The organism is Methanocalculus chunghsingensis (assembly GCF_018132105.1).
Classification (GTDB): domain Archaea; phylum Halobacteriota; class Methanomicrobia; order Methanomicrobiales; family Methanocorpusculaceae; genus Methanocalculus; species Methanocalculus chunghsingensis.
On record NZ_JWHL01000017.1, the window covers coordinates 1 to 23,448 of the forward strand.

The window sequence follows — 23,448 nt, forward strand, 5'->3', positions numbered from 1 at the left end:
ATGTGTGGAAAAGTTTGGGATCGATGACTGGCTCGCGACCGAAGCCCAGACGATCGCCTCTGATGGCGAGACCATGTACTTCTCCGATACTGCGACGAACTACCTTTATGCACATCCCGAGATATTCCAGCAGAAGGAGCAGCCATTCACCTTTGCACACCTCTCCCGGTATGCCGCTGATCCTCAGGCAGATGGTCCGGAGGCAGAGGATCTCCCCTACCGAAACCCGATTCATTATGAGGGGACGATGCACCTTGCGATTGAAGAAGATGATCTCCCTCCAACAGGGATCCTGAAGATCTGGTACCCGCACCCCATCGAGACCGATATCCAGCGTGACGTTACTGTGACGAATATGGCATACCCGGAGTATATCGTGAAGGGGCCGGATACCAATGCCGATATCGGGATCATCTACTACGAGATCCCGGCCGATGCCATCGATGGCGATCTCATCCTCACGACAGATATCAGCTTCACCTCCTATGAGGGGATCTTTTCTATCGATCCGGCAACGGTCGGTGCATATGACAGAACTGATCCCGACTATATCCTCTATACCCGATCCGAGCGGAACATCGAGATAACCGACGAAATCCGGGAGACGGCCCGGGCAGTCGTCGGCGATGAGACCAATCCCCATCTGCAGGCACAGATGATCTATATGCATATCATCGAGACCTACCCCTACAGCCATGTTCCGCATATCTCGCTTGACAGCCGCCAGCCGAAGGTCGCTGAATCGACGCATATGTTTGAGACCGGCCGGGGCGACTGCGGAACCCAGAGCATGCTCTTCTCTGCCTTCTGCCGGTCCCTTGGCATCCCGGCCCGTGCCACCGGCGGATACCAGATGCTCCTCCAGGAGACGCCGGGTCCACACTTCTGGGCTGAATACCATCTCCCGGGATACGGCTGGGTCCCGGTTGATCCGACGGTTGCCGACGTTGCCGATCTCTTCGATATACCCGAGGATGAACGCAGAGCCTTCAAACAGTACTATGGCAGCAATATCGATCCGACACGGCTTGTCATCCAGAAGAATGTCGATGCAGCTATTGACCCGGCGTATCCCGACGATGCCGCCGTATTCAGGCTTGTCCGACAGTATCCTGCAATTCTCAGTGATGTATCGATGCTGGATCTGGATTTGTTTGGGATGGGAGCATTCAGAATCGATCTTGTGGCGAAGAACTGATTCGCTCTTTTTTGGGTGGAGGGAGACGACCTGAGATTTCTGTGATGAAAAGGATAGTGTGTGAGGGAGTGAGAACGTAGAGTGTTTTAGGCATGAAAGTGAGATTTAATTGAAATATGCTTATATTCACTTTTGATTTCAGGATTATTGTAGAAGATTGTAGAAATGGGCTTCACACATAGTTCTTAAAATTGGGGTAGAACGGATATTTGCTTATATTTCATCTTTGATTTCAGGGTTATTGTAGAAGATTGTAGAAATGAGCTTCACACATAGGTCTTAAAATTCGGATATAACAGATATGTGCTATATTTTCATTTTTGATTTCAGAGTTATTGTAGAAGATTGTGGAAATAGGCATTATCAAAATATAATACCTGCCAGAAATGATGAGGAAATATTTACGACCGCCATTCCCTGAACTTCAGCATGGTGTTCGGATCGTCCTGTGATGAAAGAAAAGAAGAGAGAAGTAATTTCACCCCCTTTCCTCCTCCATCCCCGCACAGATCCCCATCACCTCATCCGCCTCGTACCGCAGCCGGATCTCGCTCGTCCTCCCCTTTCGCTGTCGGATCGAAAGCTCCAGAAGCCCGAGGTGTGCAAGCGTCTTCAGCCGCTCGTAAAAGGTGGTATACGAGATCTCCTCCCGATCCCTGACTATGGCATAGACCTGGCCCGAGGTGGGGACCGGCCGCTCCGGGAGCGTGGCGATGATCGGGAGGATCCGCCGCTCCTTTGCGGAGAGGATCCGGATCGTCTCCCTCAGCCGGAGGAGCCGGGCATCCCCCGATGACGAGACAATATCCTCCCTCTCAACAGATCGTCTCCCGGCCCGGTCGGCACTGAGGAGGGAGCGTTGCAGGAGGGCAAGGCCAATCCGGATATCCGCTCCCTTCTGCGTCTCCGAGACGATGAGATCCAGCATCTCCGGGGAGAGGGCATCCGGCCGGATCGCCCCCTTCACCCGATCACTGAGGATCGTTCTGATCTCATCCCCTGAGTACGGGGGGAAGAAGATCTCCTCAGGGAGGAGTCCTGAATAGACGCTCCCCTCGATGAGATCGGCAAGATCGGTATCCTGGTCGCTCATCGTCAGGATGAGGCCGATCCGGCAGCCCGGATAGTCGAGGTACATTCTGGTGAGGGAGGAGAGGATCGCGGTCTGGGTCCCTGCATGGATCAGGTGGCAGAGATCGTCGAGGCAGACCAGGAGGATGATTTCGCGGTCAACCATCACCTTCGCGATGGCGTCCATCAGCCGCCGGGCAGGGATGCCGGTCCTCGGCGGGGCATGGCCGAGGAGCTTTGTGTAGATGGTGCTGAAGACCTGGTACTTCGTCTGATCGGTTCGGCAGTTCACATACACCGGAACGAGCCGTTTAGTCGTCTTTTCTATCTCAGTGAAGAGATGGTGGATACAGGCCGTCTTCCCGGTTCCGGGGAGACCCCGGCAGAGGGTGGTGACCGGCCGGAACCCATTGAGGCCGGGCCGGACCCGGAAGGCAAGCTCGGCAAGCTGTCTCTCCCGGAAATGCACTGTCTCCGGGGTATGGTCACAGTCAAGGATTGCAGCGTTTTTGAAGAGTTCCTGATGAGTGATGAGCTCCTGCTTCATACCTATCAGGAATGATGATGGTGGATGTAAGGAGGAGCCGTGTGCAGGGTGCGAGTGTTTGTTCCGGTGATAAAGGCTGCCGGGAGATCAGGAGATCCGGATCCCATCATCGGGATCGGGAGAAGGAGAGCGCCGGAGAGAGGGTGGCGAAGAATCCGGATACCAGGGGGAGAAGTGTATGATGGATCATCAGTGTATGACGGATCATACTGATCCAGAAAACGTTCGAGCAGGTACTCTCTGGCGTACCCTCCGGGGATCGACCCCCCTATCCGATGAAACAGATGGATCTCTCTTCGTTTTGGGGAGTATATATCCCTCTCCCGCAGTCCGAATGTGTTTTCATTTTGCCACATTTCCCCCCCTGATGATGGATCATACCATGATGAATGTTCATACCCTGAAGGAGTACTAGAGACTTTTTTCCCGATTGACCACCAGAACAGCAGCAGCCATCCCCGGATCGCCAGAATCGATAAAAAACACTCCCGACCTGCACGGTGAAGGGAGATTATCCTGAATGTTCTACCTTCTCTGCATGGAAGCGGAATATCACGATGACCTGATGGCAGAACAAACTACCTCCACTCAGCAGAAGATCCGGACAACCCGGCGGCGGCACCGTGTCACCTTCAGCCTGGATCCATCCCTTGCCCTCCCCCTTGAGAAGTATCGGACCGGCGGGGGAAACCCGTCCCGCCTCGCCTCCCGCCTCCTCTGCCTCTATTTTGATGGCGAGATCGCCCAGCCCGGCCAGGGGCTGAACTTCTCCTTCCTCCGGGACCAGATTGCAGAGAAGACGGCCGAGATCAACCGCCTCACCACGCTCGTCGAGAAGGTGGAGCGGGAGGATGAGGAGCAGACGAGGAAGGCTCTCGCGGTGAGGGACCGGCAGCGGGAGGCCATCCGGACGGAGTTTGCCGATGCCATCCTTCACCCCTTCCTATGGAAGCGGAATATCCGGATGGACGGCCTCGATCCGGTAGATGTGATCCGCCGCCGGGCAGAGGCCCTCTCCGAGCGATCCGGGGTCCCGGCGGCGGTTGTCTGGAAGATGATGCAGGAGGTGATCCCGGAGGTGATGGAAGGGGTTTGAGAGGATGGAACGGATTCGGTGAAGGGACTCTTCAACTATAATTTTATATATCTCTTCGTATAATGGGTGCGCAACGAGTCCCCGAGACCAGGGATTCGGGGAGGTTGTATGAAGATCGTTGCATTCAACGGGAGCCCCCATGCAGAAGCAAGCAATACGCATATTATTGTTGATGCTTTTCTTGCCGGGGCTAGGGATGGGGGTGCGGAAACAGAGAATATCTTCCTTGCCAATCGAACGATTGAACATTGCCAGGGGTGTTTCTCCTGCTGGTGGAAAACTCCTGGAAAATGTATCATCTCCGATGATATGGATGAGCTACTGGATACCTACCTCTCTGCTGACATTGTCATTTATGCAACACCACTGCACATGGACAACGTCTCAGGTATTATGAAGGACTTCTTTGATCGTCTCCTACCAACCGGTGATCCCCACTTTGAAAGAGATCCAAACGGCGAGGTCCGGCATGTCATGGGAAAGAAGCGGGATCCAGGATTTATTATGATCGCAAACTCCGGGTATCCGGAACAAAGTCATTTCCAGGTCCTTCAATTGCTTACCCAGAGGATGGCACGGAATTTTTTGACAGAATGTGTGGGGGAGATATACCGGGGTGGCGGCTCCCTGTTGCAGGATGATGAGATGAAACCGCTCATTGATGAGTACCGGGCTCTGGTCAGGAAGGCGGGGTTCGAGTTTGTCAAGGATGGAAAAATATCGTCGGATACCAGTCTCCTCCTTGAACAGCCATTAATTCCTGCCCCTGATTATGTAGATATCTTCATCAGGAATGTAAATGCCTATGTGGACCAGATGATCGCAAAGAACCAGGGGGCCTGAATTGTATCATCATCGAAAAGGAACGAAACTGACATAATGGGGATGGTACCCTCCTGTTTGTACAAAGGCATTCGCCCGGATCAATCATATGCGAATATGGTGTACCCCACAGGGCAGCATCCTCCATCAACTCTATTTTATGAAGATCATATCATACACTTCTGTCGGGAGTGAGCTTATCACCTGTTAAAATGCCGGAGGTTTTTCCGTTGTCAGTATGTCGGAATGGATTATCTTGATCCCCTCCCTGCTGATGCCAATCTCCTCATTTTACTATCAACAACTTTTTTATGATAAGAATAGATTTGTAGTATGGATCCTGCCCCGGGCATTTACGAGCAGCTCATCTATGAGCATCTTTCATCCAAGCTCAACCAACTCGATAGGGAAGGCAACTCGATCCAGAGAGAGAAGATAAAAAAATTCGATTCACAGGCGATCCTCTCGCAGTATCTCCATAAAACGATCCTTCGCACCCTGCGGATTGCTGATGAGGAGCATATTCCACTCGATAGGCAGGTTGCTTTCTGCAACGAGATCATCCGGCTCCTCTCGTCTCAGCTGAACTATACTGATCTTGAGCTCTGCACAATCACATCAGATGCAGAACTTCTTTTAGCCGTTCAACAGGGTGGACGAACCGGGGATCGGGTCCTCACCCGGCCCAGGACATCAATCGCTCAGAGCAGTCTCTTTACGGGGTCTCCGAATGAACCAAGCCTGGCAAATGAGTTCAAGCAGGAGATCCGATCATCAGATAGAATTGATCTCCTGATATCATTCATCAAATGGAGTGGAATCCGGCTGATCATCGATGATCTCCGCGACTTTGTACAGCGAGGCAATACCCTGCGGATCATTACCACATCCTATATGGGTGCAACAGATCTCAAGGCAATCGAAGAGCTCGCGAAACTCCCAAATACAGAGATTCGCATATCGTATGATACCGATAGAACGAGGCTCCATGCGAAGACCTATGCCTTCCATCGAAAGACTGGGTTCTCTACTGCGTATATCGGATCGGCTAACATCTCCAATCCCGCAATGACGAGCGGCCTCGAATGGAACGTCAAGGTGACCGAACAGGACTCAGTGGATATCATTCGAAAGATTGAGACCACCTTTGAGTCATATTGGCATTCTCCAGAGTTCGTCCTCTACCGGCATGAGAAACGGGACCGGCTGAGGCATGCTCTCTCAAAAGAAACTTCAAAAGAGCCGACCCTCTATCCTGTCTTTGATATTCGGCCATATTACTTCCAGAAAGAGATCCTTGAGCGGCTCCAGGCTGAACGGCAGCTTCATGGGAACTATCGCAACCTGATCGTTGCTGCAACAGGTACCGGCAAGACCGTCATCTCGGCATTTGATTATAAGAACCAGATTCCAGATGATAGACAGTACCCCCGACTCCTCTTTGTCGCTCACCGGGAAGAGATCCTCAGGCAGAGCCTTCAGGTCTTCAGGGGGATCCTCCGGGATCCCAACTTCGGTGATCTCATGGTGGGAGGGAACCGGCCTTCAGAGATCGATCACCTCTTCGTCTCTATCCAGAGTTTCAACAGTACCAATCTCCCGGAGATGACGACACCTGACTATTATGATATGATCATCGTTGATGAGTTTCATCATGCTGCTGCCCCTTCGTACCAAGGGCTGCTCTCCTACTATACTCCACAGATTCTTGTCGGCCTCACCGCAACCCCGGAACGGATGGATGGCCTTGAAATCCTCAGATATTTTGGGGGGAAGATCACTGCCGAGATCCGGTTGGCCGAGGCGATCAACCGGAAACTGCTTGCACCGTTCCACTATTTTGGCGTCACCGATGTCGTCGATCTCGATGGCGTCTCATGGAAGCAGGGGAGATACGATGCCAGGGAACTCTCAAAACTCTATACCGCGTCCAGCCAACGGGTCGATCATATTATCCAGTCGATCGAGCGGTATATGACGGATATCCGGGATATCATCGGGCTTGGATTTTGTGTATCCATCGAGCATGCAGAATATATGGCTGCATCCTTCCAGAAAGCCGGTATCCCGGCAGCAGCACTCCATAGCCAGAGTTCGAGAGAAGAGAGGCATTCTGTCCAGAAACGACTGGTCACAGGGGAGATCACCTTCATCTTCATCGTCGATCTCTACAATGAGGGCGTGGATATCCCGGAGGTCAACACCATCCTCTTCCTCCGACCGACCGAGAGCCTCACCGTCTTCCTCCAGCAGCTCGGCCGTGGGCTCCGCCTGATGGAAGGAAAGGAATGTCTGACGGTCCTTGACTTTGTTGGGCGGCATAATACCCGGTATCGGTTTGGAGAGAAGCTTCTTGCCCTCCTTTCACCAGGCGGCATGAACCTGCAGGCTCAGGTTCAGAGCAGTGCCTATCAGCTTCCAAAGGGATGCCACCTTCATCTCGAGAAGGTTGCTCAGGAGAGAATATTAGAGAACATCAAGGCGAATCTCCTGAATAAGCGGTACCTCATCGACCGGATCAAAGGATTTGAGATGGAGACGGGAAAGCCCCTCTCCTTTAGGCGGTTTCTGGAAGAGCATACACTCACACCAGATGATATCTATGCGAAAGGAACCTTTACACGTCTTGCCTCAGAAGCAGGTGTCTATCCAGAGAAGTACCTGAATGAGACTCTCTTCTCAAAGGTGGCTGCACGACGGCTCTCAACCATTGACTCTCCACTTGTTATTGACTGTATTCGATCATTTTTGCAGGATCCGGTTGCCTTCACAGATCGCCCCCTTACACCAATTGACGAGAAGATTATTGCCCTCTTCTACTACTCCCTCTATGATAGACAGATTACCGATCCCACTCTCTCATTACAGGAGATCTTCTCTGATATCCTCGACCATCGGGAGATCGCTGATGAGATTGATGATCTCCTGGGCTATACCTATGATCATATCGAGTTTCTTCCTGAACCGATTGCCAAAGAGTTTGAGAGCCCGCTTGAACTCCATTGCACTTACACCCGCGATCAGGCCTTTGCAGCTCTCGGCCACCATACCCTGACAGAACGGGCTGCTGCCGGGATGCGTGAAGGTGTTGTCTATCTTCGAGACCAGAAGATTGACATCTTCTTCATCACCCTGCAGAAGACCGAGGAGCTCTACTCGCCGACGACGATGTACAACGACTACGCGGTGACCGACACCCTCTTCCACTGGCAGTCCCAGAACGCTACCTCCGAAACATCCCCAGTCGGCCGCCGGTACATCGAGCATGAAGAGCATGGGACAAATGTACTCTTCTTCGTCCGGGAATTTTCGAAGAACGGCGGTATCACCCAGCCGTTCATCTTCCTTGGGACTGCCCGGTACATCTCCCATGAGGGGAGCAGGCCGATGAGCATCCTATGGGAGCTTGATCGCCCGATGCCACCGGGGCTGTTTCAGAAGGCGAATAAGGTGATGGTGGAGTAGGAAGCTGGAAAGAGACGTATTGGAACAGAAGCTGGTTTGCGTCATACCTTCTGACGATACAAAACTCCCTCCCTGCGAGCCTCTCTCTTCTTTTCAGTCGGTTATTAATAGATCTTATGAGAAGAGTAGCGTATCCGCGGGGTCGGTCTCTCCGGGATGAAAGGATGAACCGACCCCGGGGAAGAGACATAGACGACAGGAATGACATAAAGAGAGGGTGATACAGGATGGCAATGACAGTCAACTGGGGTGCAATGGGTATCGGAGCGGTACTAGCATTTCTGGTCGGGTGGTATATCTTCGGTCTGCTTGGGGCAGTCATTTTAGCTATCATCGTGATGATTGTACTGGGGCTTATCAAATTTTAAGAGGGTGGATGGATCTGCCGATCAGAAATGATCGGCCCTAACACTCCCCAAACAGTTTTTCAGAGATAATTCAGGATAAAATCCCGCAGTTTTTTATGAGATGCCAGTCGATGAACAATATATTTTGTCATTTGTACCGTCTGGGTATCGAATAATCGTGTCACGATGAGTCCGATAATAAAAATTAATACCCCCATCAAAAGGGCCAGAACAACACCAATCTGGCCAAAGAATGAGACATAGAAGAATGTGACAACTGCTGCAAGAATCGACATGAGACCAGCCCTGATGATAAAATAGAGCCTCTGCAACCACGTGGAAAGCAACAATGCTTTAATGACTGCTCTCTTCTCGATCATGCGGTCCGCTCCGGACGAGCCGCTCTCTATCTCAAAAAAGATGTTTTTCGTATAGTTGAGGTCTGATAGCTGCAATATCTTTCTTGCATATCTGGCCTCCGATAACTCCTTGGAACTTGCAGATTCCAGTTCCTCCAAAATCCTCTGAGATATTTCTGATATGTCCTCATTTATTTGAGATTGGTTTTCAGATGCGGATTTTCTAGTAAACATAGTACCTCTCCAGCCCTGGAGGTGCCCCTCGCCTCCTCTGTCAACTGACACCATATAATTATCATTATTCTGCGTTCACCCCACACTCATCCCTGACTGTGGAAGGAGATAATATCCGGATCCGGTGCATCCAGTACTATTGAAATATGTATGTTGGTAGTATATTAATCCGATAATGATCAGAGAGGTGATCCACCGTGCCAGGAGAATCAAAAGAGAAGAAGAAGAAAGAAGGTGTGCAGTCAGAGACAGAACAGACTCAACAGGAACCTCTCCATGCACAGCAGAAAACTCCACGGGAAAAACAATTGAAAAAGGCCAAACAGCAGCTGAGCCAGCAGGAGTAAAAAAACAGGGTCGGGAGTTTGTGATCACGGTGGTACGGAGCGTGTCATACTCCGGAAGAACGTCGATGCACCGATGAAAAACCCGATCAACATACATCTCCGTACAGTAATCAGGAAAAATATTGACTGGAGAAGAGTGGGAATTATAAAAAAGAGGTGCGGGTTCCGCTACAGGAAAAATGTGATAATCGCAAGAATGATAAAGATGATAACGAGCCACTTTGCGATGGTCATCGAGAACCCGGCAACCCCTTTCGCCCCCAGTACATACGCGACAAGCGCTAAGATGAGGAATAATACCGCCAATCCAATTAAATCAGCCACAATTCACCTCCTTTAAGATAATTATGCTCTGCATTGATAATGGTGCATATCATGGTTATTGGTGATGGGAGACGGGTTGTCGTATACCGGTTATCAGGATGATAGATCTCATCTGAATACACAACGCATAGTGAACGGTTTCCCATCACGGCATCGTTCCGAGTATCTTATTTCGACACTTTTTTCCTGGCTTTTCCAACCCCCTCCTGGGCCTTCCCTTCGACCTGCTCAATCTTCCCTTTGATCTGTTCTTTTTTACTCCCCGTCATTTTTCCTACTTCTTCGCGAACCTTTCCTTTTACCTGTTTGCCTTTTCCAACAACTTCGTCCTTATTTTTTCCCATGATCTCCCCTTCCTAAATTTTTTATTTATGGTCTGGCTTGTTCCAGACATGACATCATTACTGATTTTGATATATAAATATATTTATGAAAAAAGAAGTATGACGATGCATCACTTGATACCGCACGTGTACCCTGAGCCGGGAACTCCACTCTTCCTCAGGTATACGGCTGCTCTCATGCCTGACCCCCCTGTCTTGCCGGACATTCCGGCATTCATCGAGGAGTGCTTCGAAGATCCGGGAAAAAAAGCAATGATTCGGGACGGTGAATGATTCAGGTTGTCACTTCCTCCCCACTATCCCAAAAAAGGAGATGAGGTGGGTCTCCTCCCCCTTCAGCAGAGTGCCGGAACGGCGTCTGCCCAGTCTTCGACCGTTGCGAGGATCTGCTCGTCCTGGTAGCTTGTGACCCGGACATTCTTCCTGGTGAAGGTGAGCGTATAGGTCTCCCCGTTCGGATCACGGCACCTGAGCTGGGCCGAGTAGGTATCCTTCCCAAAGTCACGGACCGGGTTTCCGCCGATTGCGGTCTTGAGGGTGTTGTCTGCCATAAGGGCATCTGCCGCAGCAGTCATGCCGGGAATCGTCTCTGCGGTGACGGTGGCTGCACCGACCCGCTTCCCGTCGCCGTCAAGGTACGCGATCCGTGCGGTATAGATCTGACGTCCCCGGACGACCCCGGGGATCATCTCCCCGGCCTGTTCATACGGGACGCAGCCGAGGGGGTTGTTCTCGATGACGCTCTCAACGACGGCATCGAATGCCGCAGTATCGACAAACGGTGCCGGGAGTGTCCGGACCGCTGTTCTGGTGTTTCGTGTCTCTACAAAGTCTACTGCCATTGGTGGTGGCTCCTGCCAGGCACCGGATGAACCGCCTGTGGGTTCACCGATGCCCCGGCACTATCTCTGTTATCTCCGGGGGGTGATGGGGGAGAGCCGGCCGTGCAGGCCGTGAGTGTCTCTCCGGGGATGGAGACGCGTTCTTTTCTCCGGTGGTTCCGGGGCAGGCTCAGGTGTGTCAGGATCGGCCCCGCTCACTTTCACCCTGCATGGCTCGCTCCTTAATAGGACTCCTTCCCACCTGTAATCATGATCCAATCACCATTCCTCCTCGCTGATCAGACGCTCTTCAAAAATATCGATGCATTCGAATTTGATTACATCCCTGATCAGGTCATCTTCCGGGAGGAGCAGATCTCGGAGCTTGCCTTCCGGGTCAGGCCGGGTGTCTTTGGTGCCCGGCCGGCAAGCGCCATCTGCCGTGGCCCGCCCGGAACCGGGAAGACGACGACGGTGAAACATCTCCTCGCCGAGATTGCAGAATCCCAGAAGAGGCTTGTTCCGGTCTATGTCAACTGCCAGACCGATCATACCAGGTATGCCGTCTTCTCCCGGATCTACCGGCGGGTCGTCGGCCATGCACCCCCCAGGACCGGTGTTGCGGCGACGGTGCTTGCCGATGCCATTGCAGCATCGATCATCAAACAGAAGATCGTCGTCCTCGTCTGCCTCGACGACTTTCAGTATCTCCTCTCTGAAGATACGGCAAATGCAGTCCTCTATTCGCTTCTCCGGATGTACCTGAACCATTCGGACTGCCGGGTCGGGGTCATCCTGACGACGAGCGAGATGGATCTGGATGTCTCCCGGGTTCTCGAAAGCGGGGTCGCCTCCTCCCTCTGTGCCGATGACATCTCGTTTCCCCGGTACACTCCGGACGAGATCCGCGAGATCCTCAGGATCCGGGTTCGGGAAGCGGTCTGGCCGGGGGTCATCAGCTCCGAGGTCCTCGATCTCATCGTCTGGAAGACCCACAAGGCTGGCGATCTCCGGGTCGGGCTCGATCTCCTGAAACGGGCCGTCCTGATGGCTGAGCGGAATGCGAGATCCTCGGTGGTCCGGGAGGATATCCTCCTCGCCTATGGGGATGCACGACTCATCACCCTGAAGAAGATGATCCGGGTCCTGCCGCCGGGGGAACGGGCCCTCCTCGATCTGATCGCCGACTCCGGCGGAGGCGATCCCCTGACCTCGGGCGAACTCTACAACCGCCTCACCGATGATGAGGAGATATCCTACACCACCTTCTATGAACGACTGAAGCGGCTTGCGGAGTATGGCCTCGTCAATCTCCGGATTCGGCAGAAGAAGGGGAGGACGAGCGTCATCACGCCCCGGTATGAGGCTGAGGAGATCCAGGCGGTGAGCAGGTGAGCACTTTTCCACCGCCATTGACAACGAACCCTCTCTATAAGAGGATCGGATTACCCTCTCCCGATATTTTTTCATGGTGAACCCTGCCCCTCGGTCCTCCTCATGGGATGTATAGGGGATCAGGTATATCATTGTGTAGTGGCTATCTGCTCTGATAATCTTCGTATCATCACAGCCCATGTGCCATTGGAAGAGGCATGGACTGACAATCATATGAGGAGGGAAAAACCATGAATCCTGAAAAATGCAGCTTGTGCAAAGGGGCCCTTACATTAGGGACAACCGAATGTATTGCCAGGGTTCACAAACAAGTTATTGTCATCCGGGATGTTCCGGCGTATGTCTGCAGGCAGTGTGGTGGAGCATACTTTTCAGCTGAAACATCACGAAAGATTGATGTCGTCATGGAGGCTGTGCACCAGGGTACTATCTGTTGCCGCCCCTTAGCGGCAGGCGAGATTACCTTACCGGCATAACGCAACATCTCGCCACTCTTTTGGCATTGCACCCCTCTCGAGCCTCGATCCACAGGCATTGGAGAAGAGAGGCCGGGAGATATGCCAACCCCGACATCCATCCCCTGACTTTTCCCCGGCCCCTCCCGTCATCCTACAAACACGTTCACCCTCCACACAGACCTCTCCCTCATCCCCCCTTCTCTCCTATGATCCATCAGGAGGATAGTCTGGATGAACGGGAACGAGGGAGATGCCGGGATGGGGCGGGAGAGGACGACCCGCGACCTCGTCCTCGAGACGCATCAGGATGTGAAATGGATCTGCCGGGCTCTTGAGCGGATCGAGGCAGAGAACAGGGAGTATGCCGCCCGGCTCCGGGCAGTTGAGGAGTGGCGTTCCGAGAAACGGGGCGAGGAGCGGCGGGCTTCGGCTGTGGGGACGGTGGCAGGTGGTGTTGTTGGCGGGGCGGTGGCAGTGATTGTGAAGATTCTGGGCGGGGGGTGAACAGGCTGGTTTTCGTGGAACCCCGTCTGATAAAATCAAATGTCTTCCTTCCCCCGGATAATCTTTTCTCTCCGATCCGTTTGTTCAGGGTAGGAAACCTGAACTGCCTCGGTCCAAAAGGCCGGGCGGCAGTACTCCTCAGAGGATGACAAACGCCCTCTTCCGGTACTCATCTTCATTAAAGGCTTTCCCAACAACAACCTTCTTCGTCAGGCAGGTATCGCAGAGGGTGAAGATCAGGATGCTGTCCGTCTCTGTCCGTTCATCAGCTGGAAAATCATTGAACAGCTCGGTGATCCGGAGTCCGACCCGTTCAACCTGCCGGGTCGTCAGCTCGCCGAAGAAGATGCTCTTCTGGAACCGGGCAAGCCCGTGATCCAGGCAGGCATCCGCGATCCGCTGCCGGAGAGGCGTGGAGGTGATGTCATAGAGTACCCAGGCAAACATGATGATCCCTCTTATGACCACTGGCGGGTAAACGGCGTGTAGGGACGTCCTTCGTTGATGCTATGGACTGCCTCACGCATATTGTCGAGGATCACGCTGGAGAAGGTCGTCTCCCTCCCATCGATCTCCTGTTCCAGGGTAAGCCTCCCTACAACCTCCGCGATGATCACCTTCCGGGCATCCTGTGTCAGGTATCCCCGTTCATCGCACCCGTCAGATCGGAGGCGTCCCCGGACCGCGAGCGTAATGATCCCCCGATCAACCACCGGTTGCCGGAACTGCTCAATCACGTCATAGACAAACGGCGTCTTCCCATACCGATCCGCATGGAGGATGCCGATACCGGGATCGAGTCCGGCAAGAAGGCAGGACTTCTCCACCTCGTTATAGAGGATCCCATAGCCATAGTTCAGGGCTGCATTGAAGACATCCTCGGCAGGCCGGTGCGTCCGGGTTCCATGATAGCTATCCGGCGGGAGGACGTGGGCGAGTGCTTGAAAATACCGCCGCGACGCCTCCCCTTCAATACCCCGGAGGAGCGGGGCATCATCAGGGAGTATCCCCGATGGCGGCACTCCGGCAGCGGCAACCCGGATCGTCTCCCCTTCCGAGACGAGATCAGGGCGATCCCGGCGTCTCCCGAGTGCCTGGATGAGCGAGCCCATATTAAAGAGCTTGGCACGGATGATGGATGCGATGAAACTGTACCCCTCCGGACTACTGGAGAAGAGCACCTGGTTCTTCCTGGTTGCAGCCGTCCCGGTCACGGAACAGGGGACAAGCCGGCAGACCGGTCTTCCGTCCCGCCCGATGACCGCGATGTCGGTACCGTTCCCTGCCGCCAGTGCCATCGCCCCGGTTGTCACCGTTGCCGCATCCGAGAGGAGGATCTGCCGGAGATCAGATGCGGGGAACTCCCGGATCTCTCCCTCGGACTCGATGACAAAACGGTTCTGCTTCCGCCGTATAACAGCCCCATATCCGTTAATGACGCAGTACATCCTACTCAACCACCCGGCAGATCGCCTGTATAATAGTATCCTGGTGAGAAGACCGGGATAATAGTATCTCTTTGAATCTCCCGGGGCATCTGGGGAACAGGGGGTGAGGTTATGCCAGGGGATGCGTGGGGAGCCTTGTTTTCGTGGAACCCCTTCTGCTACAAAATTGTATCAAGAATTGAACGATGAAGCTAAAGAGCTTGTTGCAATCCTTGTTTTCGTGGAACGCCTTCTGCTACGTTGCTTTGCCATTCTAACAAGTCGCGCCAAAAAAAAGTTGCAATCCTTGTTTTCGTGGAACCCCTTCTGCTACTACCTTGACACAGAAAACAACCTGACTTGTCCAATTTGTTGCAATCCTTGTTTTCGTGGAACCCCTTCTGCTACCATGGTTCCGGAACCCTATGTTTACGACCAAGGGTCACGGTTGCAATCCTTGTTTTCGTGGAACCCCTTCTGCTACGACGAGACACCCGCGTACTCTGTCCTATATGCGATGTTGCAATCCTTGTTTTCGTGGAACCCCTTCTGCTACAGCGAGGAACTCTTCTAATTTTTGGAAGTGAAAAAAATGTTGCAATCCTTGTTTTCGTGGAACCCCTTCTGCTACCACTTGATACACTTCTCCGTGAGTTCAGACCCTGCAGTTGCAATCCTTGTTTTCGTGGAACCCCTTCTGCTACTATACGCACGCACGCACACCCCGGTCTACACGTTGCAATCCTTGTTTTCGTGGAACCCCTTCTGCTACGAGGTAGAGCGGGCAGGCAGGCAGGCAGGGCGACAGCGTTGCAATCCTTGTTTTCGTGGAACCCCTTCTGCTACGACCTAGTCTGCCCCGTATGCGGTAAGACAATACGTTGCAATCCTTGTTTTCGTGGAACCCCTTCTGCTACGCTTGGTACGTCGTCGCGGAGACCAGTCGGGGCGAAGGTTGCAATCCTTGTTTTCGTGGAACCCCTTCTGCTACGTTAATTTAGTAGGATATACAAGTCACAAAAGGATGTAGTTGCAATCCTTGTTTTCGTGGAACCCCTTCTGCTACATAAGAAGTTCACTGTATTACTCGAGAAGGAGATCTCCGTTGCAATCCTTGTTTTCGTGGAACCCCTTCTGCTACGACCATTAAACGCATATTTCCCACTCCGAACAATTCTTGTTGCAATCCTTGTTTTCGTGGAACCCCTTCTGCTACATGGATGAGGCACACGAATACGAGCCAATCCAGAAATAGTTGCAATCCTTGTTTTCGTGGAACCCCTTCTGCTACCGATGGAAACTATGATCATCTCCTGAAAACCTGTATGGTTGCAATCCTTGTTTTCGTGGAACCCCTTCTGCTACAGTATGCGGCAAGACAATACAGGTCGTTAGTACTACGTTGCAATCCTTGTTTTCGTGGAACCCCTTCTGCTACGGGTATCAGCTAAAAATATCGATTCATTGGTTAACAAGTTGCAATCCTTGTTTTCGTGGAACCCCTTCTGCTACTGAATTATGAAACAGATGGATGAGATTATAGAAACTGTAGTTGCAATCCTTGTTTTCGTGGAACCCCTTCTGCTACTCCATAACAACGGAGGGTGGGTATAATGGAGAACCAGTTGCAATCCTTGTTTTCGTGGAACCCCTTCTGCTACGAGGTTGACCAGAAGGTCGCCGATAAGTCAACTGCATTAGTTGCAATCCTTGTTTTCGTGGAACCCCTTCTGCTACATCTTCAAATGGTGAAATATTACGCTTCTGGCGTAGTTGCAATCCTTGTTTTCGTGGAACCCCTTCTGCTACGAGTGTCTTGGTATAGACGAAGGCAGAGTTCTTCATAAACTGTTGCAATCCTTGTTTTCGTGGAACCCCTTCTGCTACGAAAAAGCAATCCTTACATCAGAAGGCACCATCTTGTTGCAATCCTTGTTTTCGTGGAACCCCTTCTGCTACTGATAAAAAATGGAACCATTAAAAGTAATATTAAAAGAGTTGCAATCCTTGTTTTCGTGGAACCCCTTCTGCTACGCGGGAGGATGGACAACAATGGAACCATTAAAAGTACTGTTGCAATCCTTGTTTTCGTGGAACCCCTTCTGCTACCGTACAGCCCAGCAGCCACCCATTACCCATAACAGAGGTGTTGCAATCCTTGTTTTCGTGGAACCCCTTCTGCTACTTGTAGGAGTCGTAGACCCCTACGGTTTCGCATTCTGTTGCAATCCTTGTTTTCGTGGAACCCCTTCTGCTACTACCGACCAGCTGCCGGCGTCGGTGAACGTGCCCTGGGTGTTGCAATCCTTGTTTTCGTGGAACCCCTTCTGCTACGATACTCATGTCCGATAACATCGAACATAGCTATGACGGTTGCAATCCTTGTTTTCGTGGAACCCCTTCTGCTACGCGGGGCTCCTGCGCCCGTAGTAATTGATCTTGAGGCTGTTGCAATCCTTGTTTTCGTGGAACCCCTTCTGCTACCAAATCTCAGCGATGCGGATCTCAGCGGTGCAAATCTGTTGCAATCCTTGTTTTCGTGGAACCCCTTCTGCTACGATTGACCTCCTCCAACCCATTGCCGTCCTCCTCGGCATGTTGCAATCCTTGTTTTCGTGGAACCCCTTCTGCTACACCCCCTCGCCGGGGTGGTTGCCGGGGGATGCTGAACTGGTTGCAATCCTTGTTTTCGTGGAACCCCTTCTGCTACGTGGATTCAAGGAACCAGAGTCGAACGAATACTGTGGTTGCAATCCTTGTTTTCGTGGAACCCCTTCTGCTACATCGGTGAAGGGATGATCACTCTCACCGACGCCCCCGAGTTGCAATCCTTGTTTTCGTGGAACCCCTTCTGCTACCCCGGGTTGCCTGGTCAGCGCAGTTCGCTGACCAAGGTTGCAATCCTTGTTTTCGTGGAACCCCTTCTGCTACTATCGAACAAAATAAAACTATGCTCAGAGTATGTCTATGTTGCAATCCTTGTTTTCGTGGAACCCCTTCTGCTACAAGTATGAAGATTTTTTTGAAGTGTTCATTTCTCCGTTGCAATCCTTGTTTTCGTGGAACCCCTTCTGCTACAATTATCCAATTTGTCCAATTTTCCCCAAAAACCAGTTGCAATCCTTGTTTTCGTGGAACCCCTTCTGCTACCGCAATGACAACGGAAGAATTACAGCAGGAGAACGAGTCGTTGCAATCCTTGTTTTCGTGGAACCCCTTCTGCTACCATACACGGAGATGTGATTTGATGAATTATGATACGGTTGCAATCCTTGTTTTCGTGGAACCCCTTCTGCTACGCGAGATATGGATCTGGCCATCCCAGACCCACATACTGTTGCAATCCTTGTTTTCGTGGAACCCCTTCTGCTACGCGGTTCATCCCATGATATCATAGGGTGATATGGAGATGTTGCAATCCTTGTTTTCGTGGAACCCCTTCTGCTACTATATACTCTCGGCGTGGTTCGTTCATGGTTATTAGGTGTTGCAATCCTTGTTTTCGTGGAACCCCTTCTGCTACAGGGTCAAATTTGTTCCTTTTCCCAGATAACCCTTTCTATCCGCTCCTTTTTGTCAGGGTATATAAACCGGACGACCCCCTCCGATCACCTTTTCCGCATTTTTGCAAAATTCCAAACTTATTTTACTATTATTTTTCAATTTAATCGATGTAAATCAAATCTCCGAGGTTTTCCGGCACTCTGCAGGCATTGCAACCCTGCCGTGCCCGAATCCGGAGGTAAATGGGAAAAAGAGGCCGGGGGATGGGCCAACCACGACATCCATCCCCTGGCAATTGCTCCCTTAATCAGCTCAGCCGGATGAAGCCGGCCGGGCCACCGAAGAGGGATGTATAGGCGAGCATCGCCTCCTTCCCGACCGGGACCTGGAAGACGAGCCACCCCTCGGCAGAACCGCCCCGGATCAGTGTCGTTCCCTTGTAGTCCGCGTGGGTTCGTGGCAGCACCACAAAGGACGGGCCGTTTCCTGCCCCCTCAACATAGACCTGGTACTCATACGAGCTCGTGTACTCGCTCCCGTCCCCTGAAGCAAAGCGTTTCCGGACCTTGACGAGAAGATACTCGAAACCGGCGTCAGGCTCGGAGTTGAACATATTCCCCTCCTGGATGAGGTTGTTTGCCTGCCTGCCCCGGATCACCTCAAGGACGGTGATCTCAAATGTCTTCTGGCCGGATGTCACGACGAGCGCCTCGTTCATCCCGGCAGTGACAAGATCGGATCCCGCCTCTTCCTCCGGAGGAGCGGTCTGGTCGCTACCGGTGGTCGGTGCAGGGCCTGTTGAGACCGAATCCGGCCCGACACACCCGGCAACCATGATCGCGAGGAGGAGAACTCCTGCTATGAAAACAACTTTTCTTTGTTGCATAAAAATATGTTAGAACTATATAGTTGATAAATCTTTTTATTAGGTTAGTTTAATCATTAATCATACTACACAATATAAAAACAATAAAAATTATTTATAACTTCAATAGTTAAAGCAACCAATTATAAATATGATTGAAACATAACTTTGAGCATGTCAGATGCAGATACACGCCCATTCTGGCTCGGCGTCATCGGGGGCCTCCTCGGGATCGCTGCTGCCTTCTTCGCCTTCTTCATATCCTTCCTTGGTACCGGCCTTGCCGGAGCGGGAACCGGGGCCGGGGAGGAGTTCGGGACAATCCTCCTGCTTGGGGTCGCCGCCCTCATCTTCTCGGTATCCGGGATCGTCGGAGGGAGCCTCAGGAGCAACCGTGCCGGGGGATGGGCGATGGTCCTGTCAGGGATTTTCGTCCTGATCTCCGTCTCGCTCTTCGGAGTTCCGACCTTCCTTCTCTTCCTCATCGGGGGGATTCTGAGGCTAACCAGCCATTCGTAAGGGGTGTTACCATTACCTCCCCCCTTCAATCTGAGGGCGATATGAAGAGAGAGTGGAACAACCGCAACCGATGCGTACCGGATCACCATTATGTCAGAAATCAATCGAAATGTTTACCGTTGCATACACCAATCAGGAGATGTGGAGCCTGATATTCAATCACTGGTGTATGCAGCCCTCCTCCATGATATCGGTAAGTTCTACCAGAGGACAGGGGCAAAGCATGCAGAGGAATATGAGGAACTCACGGAGAAGGATTATGGATACAGCGGAGCCCATGCCAAATGGTCGGCTGACCTGATCCGAAGAGTGTTTCATGATAAACAGCTTGAAGACCTCGTTCTTCATCACCATCAACCGCAGGCCTCGGCATATCGGAACCTTGCAGAGATCCTCCAGGAGGCAGATCATATCTCTGCCGCCATCGACCGGAGCAGGCGGGATGAGAAGGGTGATCCAAAGAGAGAGCATCTCTGGAGTATATTCTCCGGGATATCTCTTGGTGGAACTCAGCAGGAGGTGAACGGATCAGACTGGCATCACAGGCTTCTTCCATTCACCCTCACCAGGGAGGCGTTCCCGACCAGGGAACAGGATCCATACCACTGGAAGAACGATGTTCCGTACTCCCGGCTCTGGGCAGAGTTTTATCGTGAGCTCTCAGAGGCAGGGAGGAGGCCGCACCCGACGACCCTCCTCGCACTCCTCCGTAAGTATACCTCATCGATCCCCTCGGCAGCGTATGTCGATTACCCGGACATTCCCCTCTATGATCATGCGAAGACGACGGCGGCACTCGCCACCTGCATCGCCGCCGGTGAGGGAAAATCACCGTACCTGCTTGTACAGGGCGATCTCTCCGGCATCCAGCGGTTCATCTTCGATGTCAGGACCCCGGAGGCGGCACGGAAAGGGATGGCAAAGCGGCTCCGGGGGCGATCATTTTGGATCTCTCTCCTGGCCGATGCGATCGTCCATGAGATCATCGAGGCGGCCGGGGTATCTGAAGCGAATATCCTCTGGAACACCGGTGGAAACTTCCTCCTCCTCCTCCCAGGGAACAGCCGGGTGGAGGAGGCGATTGGCCGGGTCCGGAGAAGTGTCAATACCGGCCTCCTCCGGGAGACCGACGGGCGGCTCTACTGTGCATTCGGGAGCCTTGCCTGCAACCGGGGTGAGATCGAGGACTTTGCAGACTGCCTTGAGCGGCTGCACCTCATCACCGGTCGGCAGAAGCTCAGGAAGTTCTCTGAATGCCGGATCAGCAGCACCCCCACCGGGGAAGAGACCGATCTCGAGGGCTTCTGCCCCATCTGCGAACACCGCAAAAGTGCGGGGATCTGTCCCACCTGTACGATGCATGAAGAGCTTGGCCAGCGGCTTGCCCATGCATCCTGTTTCAGCAGGGGAAGTGGCCTCCGGTTCGGCTTTGCGGAGTTTGGCCTCTTGGCACGGTATGATCTCACCGAGAAGCCGTTTGCAGAACCCCCGGAGTTCACCGCCACCATAAACAGTACCGACTTCCTCAGGACCGGGTCACCGGCGATGAGCTTCATCCTCCTTGGGAATACGGTTCCGCTGCACAAGAGGCGGATCCTGACCTTCGGGGAGCTTGCAGAGGTCTCGCAGGGGGATCCGAAGCTTGGTATCCTGAAAGCGGATGTCGATAATCTCGGCAAGATCTTTGCTCTTGGAATCGGGGAGAGGAAGAAGCGGTCGATATCGCGTATCTATACCCTCTCCTCAGGGTTTGAGCACTTCTTCAGCGGGTACCTCAATACCCTCTGCCGGACGTTTGGGATCTATACCCATCTCTGCGAAGAATGCAGAAACGGTGCCCGCGAGATCTCCCTCCACCATGATGAGCGGGAGAGGGAGGACGACGAGGCCGTCCGGACGAGCTGGACCGCCTATGAAAAAGAGACCGCATGCCCCTCATGCGAACACCACTTCGTCCCGACCCTCTACATCACCTTCTCGGGGGGGGACGATCTCCTGATCATCGGCCCCTATGACCATATCATCAGGTTTGCCGGACTCCTCCAGTCGGAGTTTGAAGCATATACCTGCAACAACCCCTGGATATCACTCTCTGCCGGGGTGGTCGCAGTGCCGCCAAGGATGCCGCTTGCCCATGCAGTGGCGATGGCAGAAGATCATCTTGAGGAGGCGAAACGACAGGGGAAGAGCCGGGTAGCCATCTTCGGCGAATGCCTCCCATGGAAGGACAGAACCCTTGAGAAGGGATATGCCTCCCTCCTCAGCCAGGGGGAGGCGCTTGAGGCCGCCCTCACCGGGAAGGCAGTCAGCCGGAGCTTCATCCATGCCACCCATGCCATCTGGGAGGATGCATTCGCCGATCTCGATGATATTGATGATGTCTTGGAGAAGGCGGCGAAACGGGAGGCACGGCGACGGTATCTCCCGTACCTGAAGTACCAGATCGCACGCAATGTACCGAAGAATGAGAAGAAACGGATCGAGGATCTCATCCTTCCCTCCTTTGGCTGGGCGAGGTTTCCGATCACATGGACAGTTATGAGAACCAGGAGGAAGTAGATGTCATATAATAATTTGTATGGTAAGGGCCAGGGTCAGAACCGCGGGGGATCATACGCCGGCGGTGGAAGTCAGGAGTTTATAAAGAAGATACAGGAAGCCAGAAACCTCTCGGGTATCACCGTCGAGGAGGTCGCCCGGGAGGATGGGATCGCCGAGTCGGCTGCAAAGGCGTTTGGAAAGAACCTCAAGACGACACAGCTGAGGAAGTTCTTCGATCAGGCAAAGTCGATCGAGGCGGGGCTGAAAGAGGACGGATGGGAGTCGGTGAGTGCGGATTTTGCAATGCTCCGGCCGATCCTCGCCTATGCGAAAGGGAGGAGGCTGATCCCGGATGACTTCTATCTCTTCATCTCATCCTGCATGGCAAAGGTCCTTGCACCGGATAACGACATGGAGATGACGAAGAAGAACTACATCAGGTTCATCCAGATCCTCGAGTCAGTGGTGGCGTACCACAAATATCACTATGGAGAATAGGAGCGAGAGATATGATAGAATTCATCGAAAATTACCGTATATCAGGAAAGATCATCTGCCAGACCGGTCTGCATATCGGGGGCTCATCAGATACACTCGGAATCGGGGGATCGGACAGCCCCGTCATCCTTGACCGCATACAGAAGGTCCCGATCATCCCCGGCTCATCCCTGAAAGGGAAGATGCGATCAGCACTTGAGCTGAAGTATTCAGGCCTCTGGCTTGACAAGAGTGAGGGAAAGGTCCATACCTGCAAAGAACCCGGCTGCAACCTCTGTACAACGTTTGGCCGTGGCGCAACAGAGCGGGTCATGGCCGGCCCGACCCGCCTGATCGTCAGGGATGCGATGCCGGATGCAGTGACGAAGGAGGCCTGGAAGGACAAGGACGGCATCTCCCATGGGACCGAGATCAAGGGGGAGAACTTCCTCAACCGGATCACCTCCATGGCGACGCCCCGGTTCATCGAGCGTGTCCCCGCAGGCTCCGCCTTTGACTTTGAGATGATCTTTACCATCTACTCTCCCGAGGATCAGGACCGGCTGAAGCTGGTGCTTGAGGCGATGAGCATCCTCGAGGACAGCTATCTTGGCGGGAGCGGATCGAGGGGCTACGGAAAGATCGCCTTTGCCGATATCGTGATTGCACGGAAGGATCCGGATTCGTACCGTGAGGGGAGAGACTGGGAGCCGCTGACGAAGGCCGAGGGGGAGACGACGGCACGCGGAATCCTCGCATCCCTCTGATATATGGAGCCGGGAT

General features: G+C 52.9%; 25 protein-coding genes and 1 CRISPR repeat array. Of the genes, 17 read left to right on the plus strand and 8 right to left on the minus strand.

Annotated features, from left to right (window positions below; all coding sequences use genetic code 11):
* Positions 1-1,198, plus strand: a 1,198-nt coding sequence (locus tag RJ53_RS09530; RefSeq protein WP_211531398.1) for a transglutaminase-like domain-containing protein, incomplete at its 5' end; no start/stop codon positions are given.
* Positions 1,199-1,676: 478 nt separating this feature from the next.
* Here RJ53_RS09530 and RJ53_RS09535 read toward each other — a convergent pair.
* Entirely contained in the window at positions 1,677-2,816 is a 1,140-nt protein-coding gene (locus RJ53_RS09535) for an ORC1-type DNA replication protein (protein WP_211531399.1), read from the minus strand.
* Positions 2,817-2,864: 48 nt separating this feature from the next.
* Between RJ53_RS09535 and RJ53_RS09540 the strand changes: the two genes are divergently transcribed.
* The 5 genes from RJ53_RS09540 (at position 2,865) to RJ53_RS09560 (ending at position 8,567) form a co-directional block, all read left to right on the plus strand.
* Positions 2,865-3,029, plus strand: coding sequence for a hypothetical protein (locus tag RJ53_RS09540; RefSeq protein ID WP_211531400.1), 165 nt, complete (start codon positions 2,865-2,867; stop codon positions 3,027-3,029).
* Positions 3,030-3,336: 307 nt separating this feature from the next.
* Positions 3,337-3,912: a hypothetical protein gene (locus tag RJ53_RS09545; protein ID WP_211531401.1), complete on the plus strand. Its 576-nt coding sequence runs from the start codon at positions 3,337-3,339 to the stop codon at positions 3,910-3,912.
* 108 nt (positions 3,913-4,020) lie between these two features.
* Positions 4,021-4,755, plus strand: coding sequence for a flavodoxin family protein (locus RJ53_RS09550; RefSeq protein WP_211531402.1), 735 nt, complete (start codon positions 4,021-4,023; stop codon positions 4,753-4,755).
* A gap of 312 nt (positions 4,756-5,067) precedes the next feature.
* Positions 5,068-8,199, plus strand: a complete 3,132-nt coding sequence (locus tag RJ53_RS09555) for a DUF3427 domain-containing protein (RefSeq protein ID WP_211531403.1) — start codon at positions 5,068-5,070, stop codon at positions 8,197-8,199.
* A gap of 227 nt (positions 8,200-8,426) precedes the next feature.
* Positions 8,427-8,567, plus strand: a complete 141-nt coding sequence (locus RJ53_RS09560; RefSeq protein WP_211531404.1) for a hypothetical protein — start codon at positions 8,427-8,429, stop codon at positions 8,565-8,567.
* Positions 8,568-8,626: 59 nt separating this feature from the next.
* Here the strand turns inward: RJ53_RS09560 and RJ53_RS09565 are convergent, their stop codons facing one another.
* Positions 8,627-9,193, minus strand: coding sequence for a hypothetical protein (locus tag RJ53_RS09565; protein ID WP_211531405.1), 567 nt, complete (start codon positions 9,191-9,193; stop codon positions 8,627-8,629).
* A 143-nt stretch (positions 9,194-9,336) separates the two neighbouring features.
* Here RJ53_RS09565 and RJ53_RS09570 point away from each other — a divergent pair, with 143 nt between their 5' ends.
* The gene (locus tag RJ53_RS09570; protein ID WP_211531406.1) at positions 9,337-9,486 is read left to right on the plus strand and encodes a hypothetical protein; all 150 of its coding nucleotides are present in this window, start codon (positions 9,337-9,339) and stop codon (positions 9,484-9,486) included.
* A 168-nt stretch (positions 9,487-9,654) separates the two neighbouring features.
* Here RJ53_RS09570 and RJ53_RS09575 read toward each other — a convergent pair whose 3' ends face one another.
* Positions 9,655-9,810, minus strand: coding sequence for a DUF1328 family protein (locus RJ53_RS09575; protein WP_211531407.1), 156 nt, complete (start codon positions 9,808-9,810; stop codon positions 9,655-9,657).
* 167 nt (positions 9,811-9,977) lie between these two features.
* Positions 9,978-10,154: a CsbD family protein gene (locus RJ53_RS09580; protein WP_211531408.1), complete on the minus strand. Its 177-nt coding sequence runs from the start codon at positions 10,152-10,154 to the stop codon at positions 9,978-9,980.
* 27 nt (positions 10,155-10,181) lie between these two features.
* On the opposite strand from RJ53_RS09580, the gene RJ53_RS09585 reads away from it, so the two are divergent.
* On the plus strand, positions 10,182-10,427 hold the full coding sequence (locus RJ53_RS09585; RefSeq protein WP_211531409.1) for a hypothetical protein: 246 nt from the start codon (positions 10,182-10,184) through the stop codon (positions 10,425-10,427).
* Between the two features lie 62 nt (positions 10,428-10,489).
* On the opposite strand, the gene RJ53_RS09590 is transcribed toward RJ53_RS09585, so the two are convergent.
* Positions 10,490-10,996 carry a hypothetical protein gene (locus RJ53_RS09590; RefSeq protein WP_211531410.1) on the minus strand — a complete coding sequence of 169 codons (507 nt, stop codon included), beginning with the start codon at positions 10,994-10,996 and terminating at the stop codon, positions 10,490-10,492.
* Between the two features lie 102 nt (positions 10,997-11,098).
* On the opposite strand from RJ53_RS09590, the gene RJ53_RS11800 reads away from it, so the two are divergent.
* The 5 genes from RJ53_RS11800 to RJ53_RS09605 all read left to right on the plus strand — a co-directional run bounded on the left by RJ53_RS11800 (position 11,099) and on the right by RJ53_RS09605 (position 13,332).
* The gene (locus RJ53_RS11800; RefSeq protein WP_281412446.1) at positions 11,099-11,221 is read left to right on the plus strand and encodes a hypothetical protein; all 123 of its coding nucleotides are present in this window, start codon (positions 11,099-11,101) and stop codon (positions 11,219-11,221) included.
* A gap of 24 nt (positions 11,222-11,245) precedes the next feature.
* On the plus strand, positions 11,246-12,370 hold the full coding sequence (locus RJ53_RS09595; RefSeq protein WP_211531411.1) for an ORC1-type DNA replication protein: 1,125 nt from the start codon (positions 11,246-11,248) through the stop codon (positions 12,368-12,370).
* Positions 12,371-12,433: 63 nt separating this feature from the next.
* Positions 12,434-12,604: a DUF4258 domain-containing protein gene (locus RJ53_RS11935; RefSeq protein WP_394357507.1), complete on the plus strand. Its 171-nt coding sequence runs from the start codon at positions 12,434-12,436 to the stop codon at positions 12,602-12,604.
* Positions 12,601-12,846 carry a type II toxin-antitoxin system MqsA family antitoxin gene (locus RJ53_RS09600; RefSeq protein ID WP_211531412.1) on the plus strand — a complete coding sequence of 82 codons (246 nt, stop codon included), beginning with the start codon at positions 12,601-12,603 and terminating at the stop codon, positions 12,844-12,846. The genes RJ53_RS11935 and RJ53_RS09600 overlap by 4 nt, the downstream gene beginning before the upstream one ends.
* 213 nt (positions 12,847-13,059) lie before the next feature.
* Positions 13,060-13,332: a hypothetical protein gene (locus RJ53_RS09605; RefSeq protein ID WP_246496079.1), complete on the plus strand. Its 273-nt coding sequence runs from the start codon at positions 13,060-13,062 to the stop codon at positions 13,330-13,332.
* A 138-nt stretch (positions 13,333-13,470) separates the two neighbouring features.
* Here RJ53_RS09605 and cas2 read toward each other — a convergent pair whose 3' ends face one another.
* From cas2 to RJ53_RS09620, 3 genes are all read right to left on the minus strand, one after another.
* Positions 13,471-13,779, minus strand: a complete 309-nt coding sequence (gene cas2 / locus RJ53_RS09610) for a CRISPR-associated endonuclease Cas2 (RefSeq protein ID WP_211531413.1) — start codon at positions 13,777-13,779, stop codon at positions 13,471-13,473.
* A gap of 11 nt (positions 13,780-13,790) precedes the next feature.
* Positions 13,791-14,780, minus strand: coding sequence for a CRISPR-associated endonuclease Cas1 (gene cas1, locus RJ53_RS09615; RefSeq protein WP_211531414.1), 990 nt, complete (start codon positions 14,778-14,780; stop codon positions 13,791-13,793).
* 125 nt (positions 14,781-14,905) lie between these two features.
* Positions 14,906-18,282: a CRISPR direct-repeat array (repeat unit 37 nt; unit sequence GTTGCAATCCTTGTTTTCGTGGAACCCCTTCTGCTAC).
* Positions 18,283-18,570: 288 nt separating this feature from the next.
* Positions 18,571-19,149 (minus strand): hypothetical protein, encoded by a 579-nt coding sequence (locus RJ53_RS09620; RefSeq protein WP_211531415.1) that lies wholly within the window; start codon positions 19,147-19,149, stop codon positions 18,571-18,573.
* A 153-nt stretch (positions 19,150-19,302) separates the two neighbouring features.
* Between RJ53_RS09620 and RJ53_RS09625 the strand changes: the two genes are divergently transcribed.
* The 4 genes from RJ53_RS09625 to csm3 all read left to right on the plus strand — a co-directional run bounded on the left by RJ53_RS09625 (position 19,303) and on the right by csm3 (position 23,432).
* Entirely contained in the window at positions 19,303-19,647 is a 345-nt protein-coding gene (locus RJ53_RS09625; RefSeq protein ID WP_211531416.1) for a hypothetical protein, read from the plus strand.
* A gap of 141 nt (positions 19,648-19,788) precedes the next feature.
* Entirely contained in the window at positions 19,789-22,206 is a 2,418-nt protein-coding gene (gene cas10, locus RJ53_RS09630) for a type III-A CRISPR-associated protein Cas10/Csm1 (protein WP_211531417.1), read from the plus strand.
* Positions 22,207-22,686 carry a type III-A CRISPR-associated protein Csm2 gene (gene csm2, locus RJ53_RS09635; protein WP_211531418.1) on the plus strand — a complete coding sequence of 160 codons (480 nt, stop codon included), beginning with the start codon at positions 22,207-22,209 and terminating at the stop codon, positions 22,684-22,686. It abuts the gene before it with no gap.
* A gap of 11 nt (positions 22,687-22,697) precedes the next feature.
* Positions 22,698-23,432, plus strand: a complete 735-nt coding sequence (gene csm3, locus RJ53_RS09640) for a type III-A CRISPR-associated RAMP protein Csm3 (protein WP_211531419.1) — start codon at positions 22,698-22,700, stop codon at positions 23,430-23,432.
* Positions 23,433-23,448 lie beyond the last annotated feature (16 nt).

Excerpts from the sequence above, each read along its gene's own strand:
- RJ53_RS09590 (WP_211531410.1), bottom strand. The coding sequence starts at position 10,996 with ATGGCAGTAGACTTTGTAGAGACACGAAACACCAGAACAGCGGTCCGG.
- RJ53_RS09555 (WP_211531403.1), top strand. The coding sequence starts at position 5,068 with ATGGATCCTGCCCCGGGCATTTACGAGCAGCTCATCTATGAGCATCTT.
- RJ53_RS09625 (WP_211531416.1), top strand. The coding sequence starts at position 19,303 with ATGTCAGATGCAGATACACGCCCATTCTGGCTCGGCGTCATCGGGGGC.
- RJ53_RS09580 (WP_211531408.1), bottom strand. The coding sequence starts at position 10,154 with ATGGGAAAAAATAAGGACGAAGTTGTTGGAAAAGGCAAACAGGTAAAA.
- csm3 (WP_211531419.1), top strand. The coding sequence starts at position 22,698 with ATGATAGAATTCATCGAAAATTACCGTATATCAGGAAAGATCATCTGC.
- cas1 (WP_211531414.1), bottom strand. The coding sequence starts at position 14,780 with ATGTACTGCGTCATTAACGGATATGGGGCTGTTATACGGCGGAAGCAG.
- RJ53_RS09620 (WP_211531415.1), bottom strand. The coding sequence starts at position 19,149 with ATGCAACAAAGAAAAGTTGTTTTCATAGCAGGAGTTCTCCTCCTCGCG.
- RJ53_RS09605 (WP_246496079.1), top strand. The coding sequence starts at position 13,060 with ATGAACGGGAACGAGGGAGATGCCGGGATGGGGCGGGAGAGGACGACC.
- RJ53_RS09535 (WP_211531399.1), bottom strand. The coding sequence starts at position 2,816 with ATGAAGCAGGAGCTCATCACTCATCAGGAACTCTTCAAAAACGCTGCA.
- RJ53_RS09560 (WP_211531404.1), top strand. The coding sequence starts at position 8,427 with ATGGCAATGACAGTCAACTGGGGTGCAATGGGTATCGGAGCGGTACTA.
- cas2 (WP_211531413.1), bottom strand. The coding sequence starts at position 13,779 with ATGTTTGCCTGGGTACTCTATGACATCACCTCCACGCCTCTCCGGCAG.
- RJ53_RS09565 (WP_211531405.1), bottom strand. The coding sequence starts at position 9,193 with ATGGTGTCAGTTGACAGAGGAGGCGAGGGGCACCTCCAGGGCTGGAGA.
- RJ53_RS09545 (WP_211531401.1), top strand. The coding sequence starts at position 3,337 with ATGTTCTACCTTCTCTGCATGGAAGCGGAATATCACGATGACCTGATG.
- RJ53_RS09595 (WP_211531411.1), top strand. The coding sequence starts at position 11,246 with ATGATCCAATCACCATTCCTCCTCGCTGATCAGACGCTCTTCAAAAAT.
- RJ53_RS09600 (WP_211531412.1), top strand. The coding sequence starts at position 12,601 with ATGAATCCTGAAAAATGCAGCTTGTGCAAAGGGGCCCTTACATTAGGG.
- csm2 (WP_211531418.1), top strand. The coding sequence starts at position 22,207 with ATGTCATATAATAATTTGTATGGTAAGGGCCAGGGTCAGAACCGCGGG.
- RJ53_RS09585 (WP_211531409.1), top strand. The coding sequence starts at position 10,182 with ATGGTCTGGCTTGTTCCAGACATGACATCATTACTGATTTTGATATAT.
- RJ53_RS09550 (WP_211531402.1), top strand. The coding sequence starts at position 4,021 with ATGAAGATCGTTGCATTCAACGGGAGCCCCCATGCAGAAGCAAGCAAT.